At 64.0% G+C, this 19,201-nt stretch carries 16 protein-coding genes; 13 read left to right on the forward strand and 3 right to left on the reverse strand.

Annotation, left to right across the window (positions count from 1 at the left end; translation table 11 throughout):
- The first annotated feature begins 547 nt into the window (after positions 1–547).
- The 6 genes from F7D09_RS01095 (at position 548) to F7D09_RS01120 (ending at position 6,641) form a co-directional block, all read left to right on the forward strand.
- On the forward strand, positions 548–1,180 hold the full coding sequence (locus tag F7D09_RS01095; RefSeq protein WP_152233603.1) for a 50S ribosomal protein L25/general stress protein Ctc: 633 nt from the start codon (positions 548–550) through the stop codon (positions 1,178–1,180).
- A gap of 225 nt (positions 1,181–1,405) precedes the next feature.
- Positions 1,406–2,533 carry a branched-chain amino acid aminotransferase gene (locus F7D09_RS01100; RefSeq protein WP_152233604.1) on the forward strand — a complete coding sequence of 376 codons (1,128 nt, stop codon included), beginning with the start codon at positions 1,406–1,408 and terminating at the stop codon, positions 2,531–2,533.
- A gap of 208 nt (positions 2,534–2,741) precedes the next feature.
- Positions 2,742–4,217 (forward strand): DivIVA domain-containing protein, encoded by a 1,476-nt coding sequence (locus tag F7D09_RS01105; protein ID WP_193312256.1) that lies wholly within the window; start codon positions 2,742–2,744, stop codon positions 4,215–4,217.
- Between the two features lie 95 nt (positions 4,218–4,312).
- Positions 4,313–5,017 carry a hypothetical protein gene (locus tag F7D09_RS01110; protein ID WP_152233606.1) on the forward strand — a complete coding sequence of 235 codons (705 nt, stop codon included), beginning with the start codon at positions 4,313–4,315 and terminating at the stop codon, positions 5,015–5,017.
- An 81-nt stretch (positions 5,018–5,098) separates the two neighbouring features.
- Entirely contained in the window at positions 5,099–5,746 is a 648-nt protein-coding gene (locus tag F7D09_RS01115; protein WP_152233607.1) for a hypothetical protein, read from the forward strand.
- Positions 5,747–5,867: 121 nt separating this feature from the next.
- Entirely contained in the window at positions 5,868–6,641 is a 774-nt protein-coding gene (locus F7D09_RS01120) for a trimeric intracellular cation channel family protein (protein WP_193312257.1), read from the forward strand.
- 88 nt (positions 6,642–6,729) lie between these two features.
- On the opposite strand, the gene rpsT is transcribed toward F7D09_RS01120, so the two are convergent.
- The gene (gene rpsT / locus F7D09_RS01125) at positions 6,730–6,990 is read right to left on the reverse strand and encodes a 30S ribosomal protein S20 (protein WP_152233608.1); all 261 of its coding nucleotides are present in this window, start codon (positions 6,988–6,990) and stop codon (positions 6,730–6,732) included.
- Positions 6,991–7,191: 201 nt separating this feature from the next.
- On the opposite strand from rpsT, the gene lepA reads away from it, so the two are divergent.
- The 4 genes from lepA (at position 7,192) to F7D09_RS01145 (ending at position 12,749) form a co-directional block, all read left to right on the forward strand.
- Positions 7,192–9,072, forward strand: coding sequence for a translation elongation factor 4 (gene lepA / locus F7D09_RS01130; protein WP_152233609.1), 1,881 nt, complete (start codon positions 7,192–7,194; stop codon positions 9,070–9,072).
- A gap of 179 nt (positions 9,073–9,251) precedes the next feature.
- Positions 9,252–10,562 (forward strand): radical SAM family heme chaperone HemW, encoded by a 1,311-nt coding sequence (hemW, locus tag F7D09_RS01135; protein WP_152233610.1) that lies wholly within the window; start codon positions 9,252–9,254, stop codon positions 10,560–10,562.
- 146 nt (positions 10,563–10,708) lie between these two features.
- Positions 10,709–11,329 (forward strand): DUF805 domain-containing protein, encoded by a 621-nt coding sequence (locus F7D09_RS01140; protein ID WP_193312258.1) that lies wholly within the window; start codon positions 10,709–10,711, stop codon positions 11,327–11,329.
- A gap of 1 nt (position 11,330) precedes the next feature.
- Positions 11,331–12,749, forward strand: a complete 1,419-nt coding sequence (locus tag F7D09_RS01145) for a sensor histidine kinase (RefSeq protein ID WP_152233612.1) — start codon at positions 11,331–11,333, stop codon at positions 12,747–12,749.
- A 129-nt stretch (positions 12,750–12,878) separates the two neighbouring features.
- Here the strand turns inward: F7D09_RS01145 and F7D09_RS01150 are convergent, their stop codons facing one another.
- Complete coding sequence (locus tag F7D09_RS01150) at positions 12,879–13,541, reverse strand: response regulator transcription factor (protein ID WP_193312259.1); 663 nt, start codon at positions 13,539–13,541, stop codon at positions 12,879–12,881.
- A gap of 34 nt (positions 13,542–13,575) precedes the next feature.
- Positions 13,576–14,244 (reverse strand): TetR/AcrR family transcriptional regulator, encoded by a 669-nt coding sequence (locus tag F7D09_RS01155; protein ID WP_152233614.1) that lies wholly within the window; start codon positions 14,242–14,244, stop codon positions 13,576–13,578.
- Between the two features lie 234 nt (positions 14,245–14,478).
- Between F7D09_RS01155 and F7D09_RS01160 the strand changes: the two genes are divergently transcribed.
- The 3 genes from F7D09_RS01160 to F7D09_RS01170 all read left to right on the forward strand — a co-directional run bounded on the left by F7D09_RS01160 (position 14,479) and on the right by F7D09_RS01170 (position 19,147).
- A complete protein-coding gene (locus F7D09_RS01160) occupies positions 14,479–15,180 on the forward strand; it encodes an ABC transporter ATP-binding protein (protein WP_152233615.1) in 702 nt (233 codons plus the stop codon).
- Positions 15,181–15,182: 2 nt separating this feature from the next.
- Positions 15,183–18,596 (forward strand): FtsX-like permease family protein, encoded by a 3,414-nt coding sequence (locus tag F7D09_RS01165; RefSeq protein WP_226835810.1) that lies wholly within the window; start codon positions 15,183–15,185, stop codon positions 18,594–18,596.
- 113 nt (positions 18,597–18,709) lie between these two features.
- Positions 18,710–19,147, forward strand: a complete 438-nt coding sequence (locus F7D09_RS01170) for a MarR family winged helix-turn-helix transcriptional regulator (RefSeq protein WP_152233616.1) — start codon at positions 18,710–18,712, stop codon at positions 19,145–19,147.
- The last annotated feature ends 54 nt before the right edge of the window (positions 19,148–19,201 follow it).

Here is a 19,201-nt window from a genome sequence, read left to right on the forward strand (position 1 = left end):
GCATGTCCATCATCAGCCACACCTGGGCCAGCAGGTCCCGCGACTGCCTGGAATACCGCTTCGGCCGGTGCGCCGGCTCCTGTGGCGGCGCATTGTCCCTCCCCGCATCGGCGAGCAGGCGCCGCGCGGTGCTCCTGCCGATCGCCAATACGGAGCACATCTCGTCGAGGATGCGTCCCTTGTCCTTCTTCGACGCCTTCATGTACTCATCCCTGAACCTCAGGGTGACCTGCCGTTTCGTCGCCATGCCGGTCCTGTCTTCCATAAGACAAGCCAAACAGGACCGATACCGTTCGCGCTCATTCCCGATGAGGCACCACTATGCGTTACGCGCTCAAAAAACGTGAGGCACGTCGCTGACAAGCATTTTGTCCGTGACGTGAGTATCATTGACTGCTGTTGCTTTGGCGAGGGAGACCGCAGAGGTCTCCGTAATCGACTCGGCGTGAGATTCGTTCCTTGGATCTTGTTCCAGGATGGGTTCTGCGGCGCGTCGTGGCGTCAAAAGACAGAACGACAGTAACAACATCATCCAAGGAGATTTGTCATGGCTACCACCATCAAGCTCGAAGGCGAAGTCCGCGACGAGTTCGGCAAGGGCGCTGCCCGCCGTATGCGCGTCGCCAAGCTCATCCCCGCCACCCTGTACGCGGGCGGCGAGCAGCCCACCTACGTGAAGCTCCCCATGAAGGAGACCACGCTGGCCCTGCGTCACACCAACGCCCTGTTCTCCATCACCTTCGGCGACGAGACCAAGATGGCCGTCGTCAAGGACGTGCAGCGCAACCCCGTCAAGCGCATCGTCGAGCACATCGACTTCTATGAGGTCAAGGCCGGCGAGAAGATCGACGTCGAGGTGCCGGTGTTCGTCGAGGGCACGCCGAAGGGCGCCGCCGTCGCGTTCGTCGACATGCAGGAGATCAAGGTCCGTGCCGATGTCGCCAACCTGCCCGAGAAGATCGTCGTGAACGTCGACGGCCTCACCGACGGCACCAAGGTCCTGCTCAAGGACGTCGTGCTGCCCGAGGGCGCCGAGCTCGACATGGACGAGCCGGAAGCCTCCGTGGTCACCGTCGAGGTGCCTGAGGACGCCACCGAGTCCACCGCCGCTGCCGCCCCGGCTGCCGACGCTGACGCCGCTCCGGCCGCTGACGCCGCTGCCGCCCCGGCCGCCAAGTGAGGTTCTTCCGGCAAGACCGGAACGACCGCATGAAGGCTGAATGACATGGGAAAGCCCACCCCCGTCGGTGGGCTTTTTCATAATGTGAACGAGATCACGCTCCGCCATCGACGGTGTGAGAAAGTATCTTGCAGAGTCGGCGCCAGAAGCGCGGACTGACCGCAATAAACGATGTACCTGCGTCCGTCGGCGTGCCGGCGGCGACCATCAAAGAAGTAAAAAGTTATGACTGAACAGAATCATCACGACCCGGCAGGGCTCGACAAGCTCGTCGAACCGTTCACCGTGCTGCCGAACGAGAACCCCGCATCCGACGCGAAGCGCGCCGAGCTCATCGACAAGCCGGCGTTCGGCCAGGTCTTCTCCGACAACATGGCCCATATGACGTGGACCAAGGGCGAAGGCTGGGGCGACCGCCGCATCGAGCCGTACGCGCCGCTCAAGATGGACCCCGGCGCTTCCGTGCTGCACTATGCGCAGGAGTGCTTCGAAGGCCTCAAGGCGTACCGTCACGCCGACGGCTCCACCTGGCTGTTCCGCCCGGACGCGAACGCCGAGCGCTTCCAGAACTCCGCCAAGCGCCTGTACCTGCCCGAACTGCCCATCGACGACTTCATCGGCTCCGTGGCCGCGCTCGTCAAGCGCGACGTCAACTGGGTGCCCTCCCGTCGTGAATACACGCTGTACATGCGTCCGTTCATGTTCGCCTCCGAGCCGTTCCTCGGCGTACGCGCCCCGCACGAGGTCGACTATTGCGTGATCGCGTCCCCGTCCGGCCCGTACTTCCCGGGCGGCGTCAAGCCGGTGAGCATCTGGGTGGAGGACAAGTGGTTCCGCACCGGCCCCGGCGGCACCGGTTTCGCCAAGTGCGGCGGCAACTACGCCGCCTCGCTGCTCGGCGAGTACAAGGGCATCGAGAACGGCTGCCAGCAGGTCTGCTTCGTCGACGCCGCCACCAAGACCTACCTTGAGGAGCTCGGCGGCATGAACATGATGGTTGTGCACAAGGACGGCCACGTGGAGACCCCGTCGCTGACCGGCAACATCCTGCCGGGCGTGACCCGTCGCTCCCTGATTCAGCTCATGCAGGACCGTGGCATCGACGTGGTGGAGACCATGATCGCGCTCGACCAGCTGCTCGAGGACATCAAGTCCGGCGAGGTCACCGAGGTGTTCGCCTGCGGCACCGCCGCCATCATCACGCCGATCGGCCGGTTCAAGTCCGAGAAGTTCGACGTCACCGTGGCTGACGGCGAGTCGGGCAAGCTCACCGTGGACCTGCGCAACGAGCTGCTCGGCATCCAGCTGGGCGAGATCGAGGATCCGCACAACTGGATGTGGAAGGTGTGCTGATTTTCAGGCAACGGCATAACGCGTAGGCGGGGTTCTCTTCGCGGCGAGCGAAGCGGGCCCCGCCTTGTTGTGTGCGAACAGCCGGGGTTTGTGCGGATAATCACGGCGACATCGCCAAATAACACGGCTCAATACAGCCGAACTCATTCGTATCATGCTATCATGGTCTGCGAATGTACACACTGGGACAGGAGAAAGGGCACGGAAGATGGATTCGGAGTTTCCTATAGCTTTCCGCGGTTACGACAAGGAACCGGTCGATGATTACGTCTCGCGAACGGCTTCGGAAACCTCGAAGTTGAAGAACCAGATCGAGGATCTCAAGAACACCGTGTCGAATCTGCAGAGCGAATACCATTCGACGCAGATGCAGCTCGAGGATGCGCGCAAGCGCGTCGCGGCCGCCGAGGAGAAGGCGCAGAGCTCGACGCACAACTCGGTCAAGTATCTTGGTGCCAGCGCCCAGCAGCTGCTCAACGCAGCCGAAAAGACGAGCACGGAGCTCATCGCCCGCGCCAAGCGCGAAGCGGCCGACCACAAGCGCGAATCCGCCCAGCAGATCGCCGACATGGTGCAGAAGGCCAACGATGACGTCCAGCTCATCCTCGCCGAAGCCCGCAAGAAGTCCGTCGGCATCCTCGAGCGTGCCAACGAGGAGTCCCGCCAGCTGAAGAAGGACACCGCCGCGAAGATCGACGCCGACAAGAAGCGCGCCGACAAGGAGATCGCGGAACGCCGCAGCTCGCTTGACATGGAGCTCGAGAACCTCCGTGAGGCCACCAAGGCCGATCTCGACAAGCAGCGTGCCGTCTGGCAGACCACGCTTGCCGCCGAGAAGGTCGAGCAGGCCAAGAGCCTTGCGGCGCAGAGCCAGGAGGCCGAACAGAGCGCCGTCCGCATCAAGGAGAAGGCCAACGAGGAGGCGCAGAAGAACATCACCGAGTCCCGTCGTCTGCTCGACGAGGCGCGCAGCAAGTCAGAGGCGATGCTCAACGACGCGAAGTCGCAGGCCGCGAAGATCCTCAACGACGCCGACGACAAGTCCAAGCAGATCCTGCGCGATGCGGAGATCTCCAAGGCCGAGACCCTGAAGAAGGCCGCCGACGAACTCGAATCATCCAGGTCCCTGATTACCAAGCAGCGCGCCGACGCCTCGTCTCAGATCGACAGCATGCTGAAGAACATCGCGCAGCGCCGAGCCGAGGCACAGCAGGAGTCCGACGCCATCCTCACCAAGGCCAGGACCGTGCTGGACAATGCGAACCAGGTGGCCGCCGAGAAGGAAGACGAGGCCGAGAAGTTCCGCGTCTCCATCATCCAAGAGGCCAAGGATGTCGCCGAACGCGAGACCCGACAGCGCCGCGCGGTGGCCGACCGTGAGATCGGCAGGCTGCAGGCGCACATCGATCATCTGCGCGAACTCGAGTCCGCATTGATGACGCGCGTCAACGACATGCGCTCCGTGCTCCTCAACTCTTTCGACTCACTGGAAAGCAGCACGGTCGCGGCAGTCCCCGCAGGCAAGACCGGCACCGCCGCCTCCGCCAGCGCGGCGCTGACGACCAGCGCCACTCCGTCCGCAGCCCCGCAGAAGGCCGATGACTCGCAGAGCATCGAACCCATCACCAGCCCGTTCGTCGGGTCGAGCGGCAGCACTCAGAGCAGCTCGCTTTTCAGCCTGTAATTCCGGCAGGCGTCATCATAGGATCGGGACAACGTTCGAATAGGTTTGACACATAGGACATGGCAGCACGACAGACACATGACGTGGAAAGGGACATGGCCGAATCGCTTGGCTATGATTCGCTTTCCCCGTCGGTGTCGCTTGCCTTGGATCAGGATCTGCGCATCGACGTCAACTCCTATCTGAGCGACCTGATTGATATGGAATACCGCGGCGCACGTCAGAAAGCCAATGCCGGCGACGACGCCGACGAACAATCCTTCGAGCAGTTGCTCGCTAAAGTGCGCAGGATGTCGAGTGATTTCTCCGAATCAGGCGTCAGCCCCGAACTTGCGGAACTCGCCAAATCCCTGCCCGAAGAGCCTCTCATGACCCGCCAGGACGATTCGCGTGCCAGCGGATCGTCCGCGGCCGATGCCGTCGACGGCGAGGGGTATCCGTCGAAGACCGAGGGGCATACACATGCCGAAGGCCCGGCGTCGACGCGTCGTGCGTCACGTCGCGCACGCCGCGCATCGCGCAACGGCCGTGGCAATGCCTCGCCCGGCACCCGTGGCAGGCGGACGGCCTCGCACAAAAGCCGTCCGGCAAGCCAGTCGGCAGGACGCGGCGACGTCACCGACGAAGAGGTGCCGCGCAGGGGACGGCATCGTCGCGTGGCCGCAGAACCGCCGCGCAAGGCGAAACGCCGAAGCCGGCACGCCTCGCCGAAATCGACCCCGTGGTATGCCTCACGCTGGTCGATCATCCTGTTGTGCGCGGCGCTCATGGCGCTTACGGTGGTGTTGGCGTACCTGTGACGCGTGTCCCTCGTTGTTGACGGCCCACAATACCGATATAGTGGATATCGAGACAGCTGGTTCGGAGAAACGAGGCTTACGATGGGGAAGATACGGCGTCTGCTCGCCACGGCATTGACCGCGGCGATGATCATGGGGACATCGGCATGCGGGTGGTCGTTCAACGTGTCGCTCGGGCGGCAGTCCGGCGACAGCAAATCACAGAACGACACGTCACAGAACGACGGCAAGGATGCTGGCAAGAAGAGCGACGGTTGGCAGCGGTTCTCCAACAAGGATCTGGGGTTCTCCATCAGCTTCCCCGGCAATCCGTACGTCGACAGCACCACCAACTACTGGACCATGAACAGCGGCGAGAAGATCAAGGTCACCCGTGTCATCTATCCGATCGACAAGCCGGTGTACGTCGTCTACGTGCTGCACTCCTCGCAGATGAAGAGCAATCCGGTCGCCGGCTACAATCAGGCCTCTTCGGACGACCAGAAGCAGTTCCTGCAGAATTTCCCCGTCACCATGGCCGATGCGTTCAGCGGCACGTCGGATGATGCGGAGCTCGACAAGGCCGGCGGCAACCTCGCCGTCGATTTCGAGCTCAAGGTGCCGGATCAGGAGCTTGACGCCGAGGCGACGTCTCTCGTCAGCAAGAAGGAGGATGTGATCACCTTGCTGACCTTGAACGATGACGCCGACCATGATCGGTTCGCCGACAGCATCAAACTGCTCGATTAACGGTCGTCCGATGACACGACCGGATGGGTGTACGGTTGTCGGATGGTGAATCGCTCGGTGCGGTGCGTGACGTGCGCCGCACCTGTGTGCGTGGCGGGTGCCACACTGGGGGAGACGGTTTATGACGGTCGCGTTGGAGAGCAACAGCTTCTTCATGGGGATTGAGTACTTCGCGATATTCTGCAGCGGCCTGATGGGCGGCCTGTGCGCGGTGAGGAAGAACTACGACCTGTTCACGATGATGATCACCGCATGGCTGACCGCACTGGCAGGCGGCATCATCCGTGACGTGATGCTTGGAGCGTTGCCGCCTGTGGGCATCGCCGACAAAGGCTTCGTCATGACCGCGCTGGGCTCCGGCTTCGCCATCGCCTTCATCCACCCGGAGGTCGACAAGCTCAAATGGTCGATGCTTACCATCGACGCGCTTTCCGTGGGCCTGTTCGCCGTCAACGGCACCTCGAAGGCGATCATCATGGGCACATCCGGCATGACCGCCGTGTTCATGGGCATGTTCACCGCGCTCGGCGGCGGCCTGATCCGCGACATGCTGCTCAACGACGTGCCGATGGTCATCCGCGACCGGCACTGGTATGCGATCCCGTCCGCCGTCGGCTGCGTGCTCACGGTGTTCGTCTGCCGAGGCGTGCAATACGGCTGGCTGAACTTCACGGCGGAGGTCGTGCTCGACAGCTCGATCGTCGTGGTGGTCGTCGTCATGCGACTGCTGTCGGTCAAATTCAACATCATGCTGCCGGGTGCCGTGAAACGGCACAACACGTACCTGCCGAGCCAGTCCAAGTACCTGCGTCGTCCGATCGTCCACCCGCAGGCCGACGATTTTCAGGCCGACGACTTCGACAACGAGACGGGCGAGGGACGGGACGACGATTGACCTGCTGATGCAGGGCATATGCGAAGAGGCTCCCGCATCGGTGATGTGGGAGCCTCTTCGAGATCCTATCCCCGAAAGGGGAGACGGGTCACAGCGCGTTGATGGCGACAGCCATACCGGACTTGCGGTTCGCGGCCTGGTTCTTGTGAATCACGCCGGCGCTGGCGGCCTTGTCGAGCTTGCGGGCGGCGACCTGGTAGGCGGCCTCGGCGGCGGCCTTATCGCCGGCGGCGATGGCCTCGCGGGTAGCGCGGATAGCCGTCTTCAGGCTGGACTTGACAGCCACGTTACGCTTGTGCGCCTTCTCATTGGTGAGCACGCGCTTCTTCTGCGACTTAATGTTTGCCACGTTTTCTCCAAACGACGTTTGCTATAAGGACATACAAAGAGTCATGATAACACGGGCATGGGATAAAAACGAGCGTGCGGCCCGTGTGTCGCCATGAATTTGCCGACGGGAGCCGGTAGACTAGAGGACTTGCAGCCAAAGCATGGCAGCGCGGCGCATACGACGAGAGACGACATCCACGAAAGGCAAGGAGCGGTACAGGTGATTGAACCGAAGAACAAGCCGGGGTACACCGACCAGTCGCTGATTCGCAACTTCTGCATCATCGCGCACATCGACCACGGCAAGTCCACGGTCGCCGACCGCATCCTCCAGCTGTCCGGCATCGTGCCGGAGCGTGAGATGCGCGACCGGTTCCTCGACCGCATGGACATCGAGCAGGAACGCGGCATCACCATCAAGTCGCAGGCGGTGCGCGTGCCGTGGACGTTCGACGGCACCGAATACACGCTCGGCATGATCGACACCCCCGGCCACGTCGACTTCACCTACGAGGTGTCGCGCGCGCTGGCCGCATGCGAGGGCGCGGTGCTGCTCGTCGACGCCACCCAGGGCATCGAGGCCCAGACGCTGTCGAACCTGTACATGGCCATCGACCATGACCTGACCATCATCCCCGTGCTCAACAAGATCGACCTGCCGAGCGCCGAACCGGACAAGCACGCCGAAGAGATCGCCGGCCTCATCGGCTGCGAGCCGAGCGACGTGCTGCGCGTCTCCGGCAAGACCGGCGAAGGCGTCGCCGACCTGCTCGACCGCATCGTCATGGAGGTGCCCGCGCCGCACGGCGACCCGAAGGCCCCCGCCCGCGCGCTGATCTTCGACTCCGTGTACGACTCGTACCGCGGCATCGTCACCTACATCCGCATGGAGGACGGCGAGCTGCACGCCCGCGAGAAGGTGCACATGATGGGCATCGGCATGACGCACGACCCCATCGAGATTGGCGTGATCAGCCCCGACATGATGGCCACCAAGGCGCTCGGCGCCGGCGAGGTCGGCTACATCATCACCGGCGCGAAGGACGTCAGCCAGTCCAAGGTCGGCGACACGCTGACCTCCGCCGTGCACCCCGCCACCGAGCCGCTGCCCGGCTACCGCGACCCGCAGCCGATGGTCTACGCCGGCCTGTTCCCGATCGACAACGCGCAGTTCCCCGAGCTGCGTGACGCGCTCGACAAGCTCAAGCTCAACGACGCCGCGCTCATCTACGAGCCGGAGACCTCGGTCGCACTCGGCTTCGGCTTCCGCTGCGGCTTCCTCGGCCTGCTGCACATGGAGATCGTCTCCGAGCGACTCGACCGCGAGTTCGGCCTCGACCTCATCTCCACCGCGCCGAACGTGCCCTACGACGTGACCTCGGAGGACAACACCGTGCACCACGTCACCAACCCGAGCGAGTTCCCGGATGGCAAGATCAAGAAGATCGTCGAGCCGATGGTCGCCGCCGACATCATCACGCCGAAGGAGTTCATCGGCGCGGTCATGGACCTGTGCCAGGACCACCGCGGCATCATGGGCACCATGGAGTACATCTCCACCGACCGTGTGGAGATGCACTACCGCATCCCGCTCGCCGAGATCGTGTTCGACTTCTTCGACCAGCTCAAGTCCCGCACCAAGGGCTATGCGTCGCTCGACTATCACGAGGACGGCGAGCAGGCGGCCGACCTGGTCAAGGTGGATATCCTCATCCAAGGGGAGAAGGTGGACGCGTTCAGCGCGATCGTGCACCGCGACAAGGCCTACAGCTACGGTGTGATGATGACCAAGAAGCTGCGCGAGCTCATCCCGCGCCAGCAGTTCGAGATCCCGATCCAGGCGGCCATCGGCTCGCGCATCATCGCGCGCGAGAACATCCGGGCTCTGCGCAAGGACGTGCTCGCCAAGTGCTACGGCGGCGACATCACGCGTAAGAGGAAGCTGCTCGAAAAGCAGAAGGCCGGCAAGAAGCGCATGAAGATGCTCGGCCACGTGGAGGTGCCGCAGGAGGCGTTCATCGCCGCGCTGTCCACCGGCGACTCCGGCAACGACCGCGACACCAAGGACAAGATCCGCGCCGCCCAGAAGACCGAAGGCTGATATGTCCCTTCTCGGCCCCCTCGGTGAGGGGGCTGTCAGCGGAGCTGACTGGGGGAGCGTTCGGGCCGAGACATATGAGGCTACTGAGCGCGCTCTTCAACGTGTTGTGTTTGGTTGTTTCGAGTAGGTTGGTTCTCTTGGTGGGGACCTATCTGGATGTCTGAGGAGAATGCTGCAGGATGACCTACGAGGTATACATCCACGTGCCGTTCTGCATGCGGCGCTGTGGATACTGCGATTTCAACACGTACACCGCGACCGACCTCGGCGGCGGCGCCTCGCGCGGCAACTACGCCAACATGGTGATCCGCGAAATGCAGCTCGTCAGGCAATGGCAGGCTGACCATGGCGTCAGCGAGCCGCCGGTGTCGACCGTGTTCTTCGGCGGCGGCACCCCGACGATCCTGCCGGCGAGCGATCTGGTCGCGATGCTTCGCGCCGTACGCGACCTGTGGGGCTTGCAGCCCGGCGCCGAGATCACGACGGAAGCCAACCCCGATACGGTCAACGAGTGGTACGTCAACGAGCTTGCCGCAGGCGGCTTCACCCGCATCTCCTTCGGCATGCAGTCCGCCGTGCCGCACGTGCTGCGTACCCTCGACCGCACGCACACGCCCGAGAACGTGGCGTCCGGCGTACGGGCGGCCGACAAGGCCGGGTTGCGTTCCAGCGTGGACCTGATCTACGGCGCGCCGGGGGAGAGCCTCGATGACTGGCGAACCTCCGTGCGTACGGCCATCGACCTTGGCGTGAACCACATCTCCGCCTATGCGCTGACCGTCGAGCCGACGACCAAGATGGGACGGCGAATCGCCGCCGGAACCCTACCCAAGCCGGACGATGACGACGAGGCCACGAAATACGAGATCGCCGACGAGCTGTTCGCCGCGGCCGGACTCGACTGGTACGAGGTCTCCAACTGGGCACGGCAGGGCTTTGAGAGCCGGCACAACCTCGGCTACTGGCGCAACGTCGACTGGGCCGGTCTCGGTCCGGGCGCGCACTCGCACTACAACAGCGTGGACGACCACCCCCAGTCGCCTGCGTCGACAGCCCCCGCCAGCGGGGGCGGGACAGTTGATGTCGCCCCCGCTGGCGGGGGCTGTCCGGCGAATGCCGGACTGGGGGTGGTCCACCCATCCACGCACGCCCTGCGCAGCTGGGACATCGCGCACCCGCGCCTGTGGGCCACCGCCATCAACGAGCACCGCGTCCCGTGGTCCGGCAGCGAATCGATCACCCCGGCAGAGAACCTCGAAGAGCTCATCATGCTCGGGCTGCGCATCCGCGACGGGCTAGACCTGGACCGCATCAATCAGGACATCGACCGGACCGGCGCGTTCCGGTCGATCGACATCGCCTCCCTCACGCCGATGATAGACGACGGGCTCATCACCATCGAGGACGGCCATCGTGTCGTCCCCACCCGCAGGGGCCGGCTGCTCAACGACGCGGTCATCGAGCGGTTCTTCGACATCGCCGGAATCTGATCGAAGATACGTACGCACGTCCGGCCGGTCACGTCGGCCGCACCTTGTACACGCCTGTTGACCGCACGCGCGAAAACTGGACAGCGCAACCCCCATGCCGTTCAATGAGGAACAACAGCGAGGATTCAACCAGTAAGGAGATCATCATGAACGACGACATCCGCGTGCAGCGGCCGGCGACGGCGGCAACCGAAGAACCGGCGCTCGACCGTCCGTATCCGGGCATCGGACCGCTGCAGGCCGTACGACGGTTCATCCGCAAGGCGTTCGTGTTCAGCGGCCGCGCGTCGCGCGCCGAATACTGGTGGGTGACGCTGATCGGCTTGGCGTGCGTCGCGTGCGCCGCACTGCTGGATTACATGGTGTTCCATGACGACGACAGCGTGTTCTCGTCCATCGTCTCGTTCGTGGGATACCTCGCCATCGTGCCCGTACTCGCATTGTCCGTGCGCCGCCTGCACGACGAGAACCTCGACGGCGGCTGGGTGCTCGTCCCGATAGTGCTGCAGATCGCGTATTTCGGAGTGTTCTCCGCGGCGATGGCGACCGGCGACTCGCATGACGCCACGATCGGCGTGCTCATCGGACTGCTGCTCATGGCCTTGTTCGTCGTGCTGTCGTTCGGCCTGTACATGTTCCCGTCGAATCCCAAGGGAGCGCGGTTCGACAAGCCCGGCGACGAGACCGCCGAGATCGGCGATAATGCTGCCGTCACGGCTGATGTTGCCGCCGACATGGCTGGCATGACGGCCGATTCGCAGGTCTGACATGAGCCGTTTCGATCTACGTGGGCTGCGCGGTGCTGACCGGCTGCGACGCATCGGCTTTGTCGGCTGGCTTCGCGTGTTCGGCGTGATGCTATGGGTGGTGTCGCTGCTGGCCACGCGCGTGCCCGATTCGACGGCGGCCCTGTTCGCCGACCTTGCGTTGCTGGCTGCCATCGTGGTGGTGCCGCGCCTGCCGCGTACGCTGGTCCCGGTCGCGTTGGCCGGCTGTCTTGCGGCGGACTTCATTCCCGGCGGTGCGACGGTGCTTACGGCCGCCGCGACGGCGTTCACGTTGTTCATCGCTGTCGGATACCTGTACGATATTGCGGCGGGTGTTGGTCTGGGATGCTTGTACGCTGTCGCCGAGGTGACGTGTGCGGTGTGGATCGGCTCTTCGAGCGTCGCGGTCAATGGACTGCGCGGCGTGATCGCAGGCATGACGGACGCGGCGCGGCGGTCCATGGAGCATGGCGGCATCGGGGCGCTGAGCGTTGGCGCTCCGGTCCCGGCGTGGATGCTGTGGCTGTCCGGATTGTTGCTGTCGCTGATCTGCAACGGGTTCGCCATCGCCTTCGGCAGGGCTGCCCGTTCCGGTACCGACGCGCGCGACCGCGCCGCACGGGCGCAGCACATGGTGGACCGGCTCACGCGCGAACAGCAGCTGGCGCATGTGATCCACGATTCGGTGGCCAACGACATGTCCGTGATCGCCATGCTCGCCTGGCGTGCGAAGGCAGGACTGGATGGCAATGGGACGATGTCATCGACGGACGGCGCCGGGCTGGGGGAGACGCTCGACCTGATCTATGCCCGCTCCCATCACGCGCTGGACCGCGTGCATGAGGTGATCGATGTGCTCGACGGCCGGCTGCCGCTCGCCGCACTCGAACACGGGCCTGCCGATGACGGCCCGGACACTGGCGGCGATTCCGACGGTACCGCGAAGCCGATTCGGCCTGCGACATCGGTTTCCACTGCAACCTCGGATTTCACATCGCAGCTGGAGCGGTACATGGAGGATCAGGACCGTGCCATGGCCATGCTCGGACTGCACGGCGTCTCACGGGTCACAACGGTCGACGCCGATCCGGAACCCTCTCCGACACAGACCGTGCGCTGTGCGGTGCTTGGGCTGGTGGAGGAGATCTACGCGAACATCGTGCGCCATGCGGCGTGGAACGACGACGCGGCGACGGACGCGGACCCGGCCTACAGCCTGTTCGTCACGGTGACCGCGACGAACGTGCACGTCGCCGAGGTGAACGCCGTCGCCGATGCTGCGAGCGCGGCGGTGCTCGGTACTCGGCACGGCAATGGACTGCGCATGCAGCGCGAAGTCGTCGCGTCGCTCGGCGGCGCCCTCAACGCCGCGGCCCAGGACGGCACGTGGACGATAGCCGCCGACATTCCATTGGCCTGACAGCGCGATCGGGCAGGGCGACCGGTCTTGGCCGATCGCAGCGTGGAGACGGTTTCCGGTCAAACTGACCGTCGCGTCAACACCTCGGCCGCACAGACCCGATGATGCAAATGCAATCCAACCGGCCTTCTAGCGGCTCAAATACAGGGCGATGGCGTGGGCGAGCGACCGGGCGCCGAGCTTGGCGGTCGCACGATGCGCATGCGTGCGGACCGTGGCGGGCGTTACGTCCCATTGCGCGGCGATCTGATCATAGCTCAGACCTTGGGCGAGCAGACGCAGCGTCTCCTCCTCCCTGTCGCCGAGCCGGGGTTGGCGGTCGTCTGAGGAACGGTCCGAGGGGTTGGCCGTTGCGGCGACTGCCCGTAACGCCGCGGCCATCGCCGGCATGTCGGCTTTCGAGACGATGCCCTGGGCGCCGGCTTGCGCGGCGCGGGCGGCGTACGCGTCCACCGAGAACGCGGTGACGGCCAGCAACAGCACGCGGTCCGTCCGGCAGCGTATACGACGGCAGACGGTGACGCCGGTGCCGTCGTCCAACGACATGTCCACCAGCAGCAGGCGCGGCCGTGTCTGCGGGTCCAGCGCCATGCGGATCGCCTCGGTCGCGCCCGCCACGCCCCACAGCCAGCGCGATTCCGGCAGCAGCCGCGGCAACACGCCGCGCAACGCCATCAGGGCCATGGCGTCGTTGTCGACGGCCGCAACGAGCGTCGTCGGTGTGGGTGGCGTCGTGCTCGGCGGCGTTGTGTGCAGGACGGATTGCGTTGCCGTGGAATCGTTGCCGGTCATGACTGTCATTATAGAAAACCGAACGTCGCGAGCCTCACCACAGCACGTCGATGGGGGCGGTGGTCTTGTTGATTTCGATGATCATGCAGATCTCGTCCGGAGACTCCTTGCAGCCACGGCGGATCCATAGCCAGATGATCGAGGAGACCGCGGAGACGAGGATCTCCATTGCGTAGTCGGCCGGGATTCCGTTGTAACTGGTCTGCGGTTGGGCTCCGAAGCGCTTGGCTTGCGCGACGATGAGCTTTTTGAGCAAGGCTTTGAGCTGGTCGTAGAGCTGCATGTCGTTTCCGGAGCGCGACACCGCGTCGAAAAACGCGAAATCGTCCTTGACGTACCGCAGCGCGGCTGCGATGGACCGAGTCTGGAACGCGTCGCAGATCGCCCTGCCGGTGCGCGTCGTCACCTGCGCATCCGGTTCGGTGTTCTCGAGCAGGATGCCGGTGAGGTCGTCGATCGTGTCGTCGATGAGCTGACGGCGCAGGTCGAACTTGTCGATGTAGTGCATGTAGAACGTGCCGCGGTTGATGCCGGCCGTGCGGGCGATGTCGCTCACGGTCATCGCGTCGAAGCCCTTCGCGTTGACGAGCGTGGTGAACGCCGCCTTGATCTTGGCCTCGGTCTTCGTGTTGCGTTTGACCGGCGGCTTGGTGGCCGATTGTTGTGCGGCCGACGGTTGTGTAGCCGGCTGTGTGGCTGCCATATGAACCTCCTCGATGATCCTTCCGCATCATCGGCCCTGTTGCGCCGATGAATGAATCGCTGACGATATTCTATCAACACGTTGTCTGAATAGCGACTGAATGAACATTTCTTTCGATTGTGTGTAATCTGAACACAACGGCGAAAACCGTTGATTGACTTGATGTTTGCCACGTCCTTACCATCGTCGCAGTTAAATCAACATGTTGTTCAATCTGTAACGAAAGGTCAATACATGGCATACATCGAAATGGTGCACAGCTTCAAGCGCTACCACATGGGAGACACCACCATCACGGCCAACAACGACGTGAGCTTCGGCATCGAAAAAGGCGAGCTCGCGATCATTCTCGGCTCATCCGGCGCCGGCAAGTCGACCGTGCTCAACATCCTCGGCGGCATGGACACGAACTCCGCCGGCCAGGTGCTCATCGATGGCAAGGACATCTCGAACTACACCGCGCACCAGCTCACCGACTACCGCCGCTACGACATCGGGTTCGTGTTCCAGTTCTACAACCTCGTCGCAAACCTGACCGCCAAGGAGAACGTCGAACTCGCCTCCGAAATCGTGAAGGACGCGCAGGACCCGGTGCAGACGCTCATCGACGTCGGGCTGAAGGACCGCATCAACAACTTCTCCGCGCAGCTATCCGGCGGTGAGCAGCAGCGCGTCGCCATCGCGAGGGCCGTCGCCAAGAACCCGAAGATCCTGCTGTGCGACGAGCCGACCGGCGCGCTCGACTACAACACCGGCAAGCAGGTGCTGCAGATCCTGCAGGACCAGAGCCGCAAGAAGGGCGCGACTGTGGTCATCGTCACCCACAACTCGGCCATCGCGCCGATCGCCGACCGCGTCATCCACATGCACGACGCGCGCGTCAAATCAATCGACGTCAACGAGCATCCGATGGACATCAAGGACCTGGAGTGGTAGGCATGAGCACATTCGAAGACTTCATCGACTCCGAAGAGACACAGCCCATGGCAGCCCCGCAACGCCCCACCGGCCACCGGCGCCGCGGCAACGCGCGCAAGCGCATGCTGTGGAAGGACATCCGCGTCACCCTCGCGAAATCCAAAGGACGTTTTCTCTCGATTGTCAGCCTGATGATGCTCGGCTCGTTCGCGCTCGTCGGCCTGTTCGCCACCGGCCCCGACATGCAGGCGACCGGCAGCTCCTTTTACGCGGCGAACAACCTTGCCGACGTGACCGTCATCAGCGACTACGGCCTGAGCCGTGACGACGAGCGGATCATCCGCGACACCGCTGGCGTGCGGCAGGCCGAATTCGGCTACTTCAAGGACGTGACCATCACAGGCAGCGACCACAGCCTGCGCATCTACTCCAAGCCGGACGCCGTCTCCGGCTACCGCGTGGTCGAAGGCCGGATGCCCGAAACAACGTCCGAAATCGCGCTCGACTCGGCCGAACGCGACCGGTACGCGATCGACAGCACGGTCAAGGTCACCGAACTGCCCGACATCGCCGGCGACACCATCCTCAAGCAGACCACGTACACCGTCGTCGGATTTGTCGACGCCAGCGAGATCGTCTCCAATCTCAACATGGGCCAGTCCACGGCAGGCACAGGCGAACTCGACGGCTACGGCGTGGTCGTGCCGGGCACATTCGACTCGGACGTGACGATGATCGGCCGCGTGACCTTCAATGACACGCAGCACGTCGACTATTGGACCAGCGAATACCGCGACCTCGTGCAGGCGCACAAGAACGTCCTCACCAAGCGCCTCGCCGGCCAGCCCAAGGCGCGCGAAGCCGCAATCAGGTCACAGCGCCGCGAACAGATCGACAAGGCGCAGGCCAAGGTCGACGACGCGAAACGGCAGCTGACGGACGCCGAACAGCAGCTCGCGGACGCGAAAACCCAGATCGAAGCCGCCAAGGACCAGAAGACCCAAGGCGAGATCGACGCGGTGAACACCACGGTGGAACAGGCGTCCTCCGCACTGTCCGAACTCTCCGGCGCGATGGCTCAGATCGCCTCCGCCGGCTCGCAGATCACCGCAGGCCAGACCCAGCTCGCCGCCGGCGCCCAACAGCTCACACAAGGACAGGCACAGCTCGGTTCGTCCTGGCAGCAGCTCACCCAAGCCAAAACGCAGCTCGACACGGCCCGCACGGCGCTCGAAGCCGCCAAGACCGTGCTCGACAAGATCGGCGCGACACTGCAGCACTGGGCGGACAGCGGCATCGCGAGCGGCGCGTACAACAGCGTCAAAACCCAGTACGACAAGGCGCTCGCCGCCTACAACGAGGCCGCGGCACAATACGACAGCCAGCTCAACGCCTACCATGCAGCGCTGCAACAGTGGAACACCGCGGCCACGCAACTGGACAAGGGCAGTGCCGAATACCGGCAGAACGCCGCGGCGCTCGCCAATGCCGCCAACCAGCTCGCCGGCAAGCAGTCCGAGCTTGGTGCAGCCGTCTCCCAGGCGCCGGCGAGCGCATCCGCCGGCAGTGCATCGGCAGGCGCCACGCAGCTCATCCAAGGCTCGCGCGACATCGAGAAGGCCGAGGACCAGTACGCCGAGAAACTGGAGGAGTTCAACGCGGCGAAACCCGCCGCCGAAGCGAAGATCAAGACGGCCGAACACGACATCGAACTCGCCCGCGAGAAGGTCGACACGCTCGAGGTGCCCGCCTATTCGATCGACGGCCGCCGCGAGGGGCTGACCTCCAACGGCTACCGCGTGTACGAGATCATCGCGAACATCGTCGGCAAGCTCGCCATGATCTTCCCCGTGTTCCTGTACTTCGTCGCCGCGCTCGTCACGTTCTCCACGATGGGCCGCATGGTAGACGAGGAGCGCGTCAACTCCGGCACCCTGAAGGCGCTCGGATACGGCAACGCCGACATCCTCAAGAAGTTCACGGTGTACGGGTTCGCCGCCTCCACCGTCGGCACCATCCTCGGCGTCGCCGCAGGCCATACGATCCTTCCGCTCATCGTCTACCATGCGTACAGCGACGGGTTCACGATGCCGGTCATCGAACTCAAGTTCCACCCTGCCGTCACCGTGGCCGCGTTCCTGCTCGCCTGGGTGAGCGCCGTCGTGCCGGCCATGCTCGCCGCCGCACGCGAGCTGCGCGACAAGCCGGCCGCGCTCCTGCTGCCCAAGCCGCCGGCGAACGGATCGAAGATCTTCCTGGAACGTCTCGGCTTCATCTGGAACCGGCTCAGCTTCACGCGCAAGGTCACCGCCAGGAACCTGTTCCGCTACAAGACGCGCGGTTTCATGACGATCTTCGGCGTGATGGGCGCCGTGTCGCTGCTCGTCGCCGGACTCGGCGTACAGGGGTCGATCAACAAAATCAGCGAGCGCCAGTTCGACGAGGTGGTGCATTACGACATGATCGTCGCGGAACGTTCCGACAACAACGACGAGCAGCGCGAGGTGGTCGCCAAGGCCATGACCGGCAAGGCCGTGGACAAGGCGATGCCGATCCGCTACGAGAAGCTGACCAAAACCGCCGGCAAGACGAACGACAAGCAGTCGATCACGCTGCTGGTCACCGACGACGCGTACAACTTCGACGACTATGTGACCCTGCGTTCACGCGTGGGTCACAGGCCGCAGATCCTCACCGACCGCGGCGCGGTGATTTCGGAGCGCATGGCCTCGATGCTGGGCGCCAAGGCCGGTGACACCATCCGCGTCGTCGGCGAGGACGGAACCGAACGTTCGGTGCGCGTGGACGGGGTGAGCGAAATGTACATCGGCCATCTCATGGTCATGTCGTCGGGCGGCTACGAGCACGTGTTCGGCGAGGATTACCGGTCGAACGCGTACCTGGTGCGGCTCAAGGACAATTCCATCGCCAACGCCGAGAAGCAGGGCGCGCGGTTCATGACCGTCGACGGCGTGCGCGGCGTCGTGCAGAACACCACGATGAAGAACCAGGTCGCCACGATCGTCGACTCGCTCAACCAAATCATGGAGGTACTCGTGCTCGTGGCGGCGATGCTCGCCATCGTGATCCTGTACAACCTGACGAACCTGAACGTGTCCGAACGCATCCGCGAACTGTCGACCATCAAGGTGCTCGGCTTCCACTCGAACGAGACGACCATGTACATCTACCGCGAAACGATCGTGCTGTCGGCGCTCGGCATCCTCGCCGGCTACGGGTTCGGCGCGGGGCTGCACCGGTACATCATCACCGAGGTGCCGCCGGATGAGGTCATGTTCGACCCGACGCTCGGCTGGCCGGCGTTCGTGGTGCCCGCCGTGCTCGTCGCCATGGTGCTGGCCGCGCTCGGCGTGGTCGTCTACCGGCAGCTGCGTGACGTGGACATGCTCGCCGCGCTCAAGTCGGTGGAGTGATCGGCTGCAGGCGGGATGACGACGTCAGGCCGACTTGCATTTTGCTAGGTACCTTGTATTATTGCAAGGTACCTAGCAATTTTTGTGTTTCGGAGGTCGCGCGAATCATGCCGATGAGCGATCAAGAACTGGTGGAGCTGTTCCATGACGTGGCGCGCATCAGCCACCAGCGGGAGGTGCGCAACAACGACGCGCTCGCGCATGGCAGCGGGCAGTCGCGCTGCCTGCTCACCCTGAGCGGCCTCGGCCCGGTAAGCCAGCGCCGTCTCGCCGCGATCCTGGGCATCCGGTCGGCGTCGCTGAGCGAGCTGCTCGGCAAGATGGAGACGCGCGGATGGGTCGTCCGCACGCCGCACCCCGGGGACGGGCGCACCTACATGGTCGCGCTCACCGAGGAAGGCAAGGCGGAGGCGATGCGACGGCGGTCGGCCGGCGACGGCGCTTCCGGCGAACTCCTTGCGGCGCTCAGCGAAGGCCAGCGCGAACAGTTCGGCGAGATCCTCGCCGCGATCAAGCGGCATTATCTGGAGCTCGACAGCCGCGAACGCTAGCCCGCAGCACACACAGACGTCGTCACCACACACCACCAACCACACGAAGCGCCA

This window comes from Bifidobacterium leontopitheci (assembly GCF_009193355.1).
Taxonomy (GTDB): domain Bacteria; phylum Actinomycetota; class Actinomycetes; order Actinomycetales; family Bifidobacteriaceae; genus Bifidobacterium; species Bifidobacterium leontopitheci.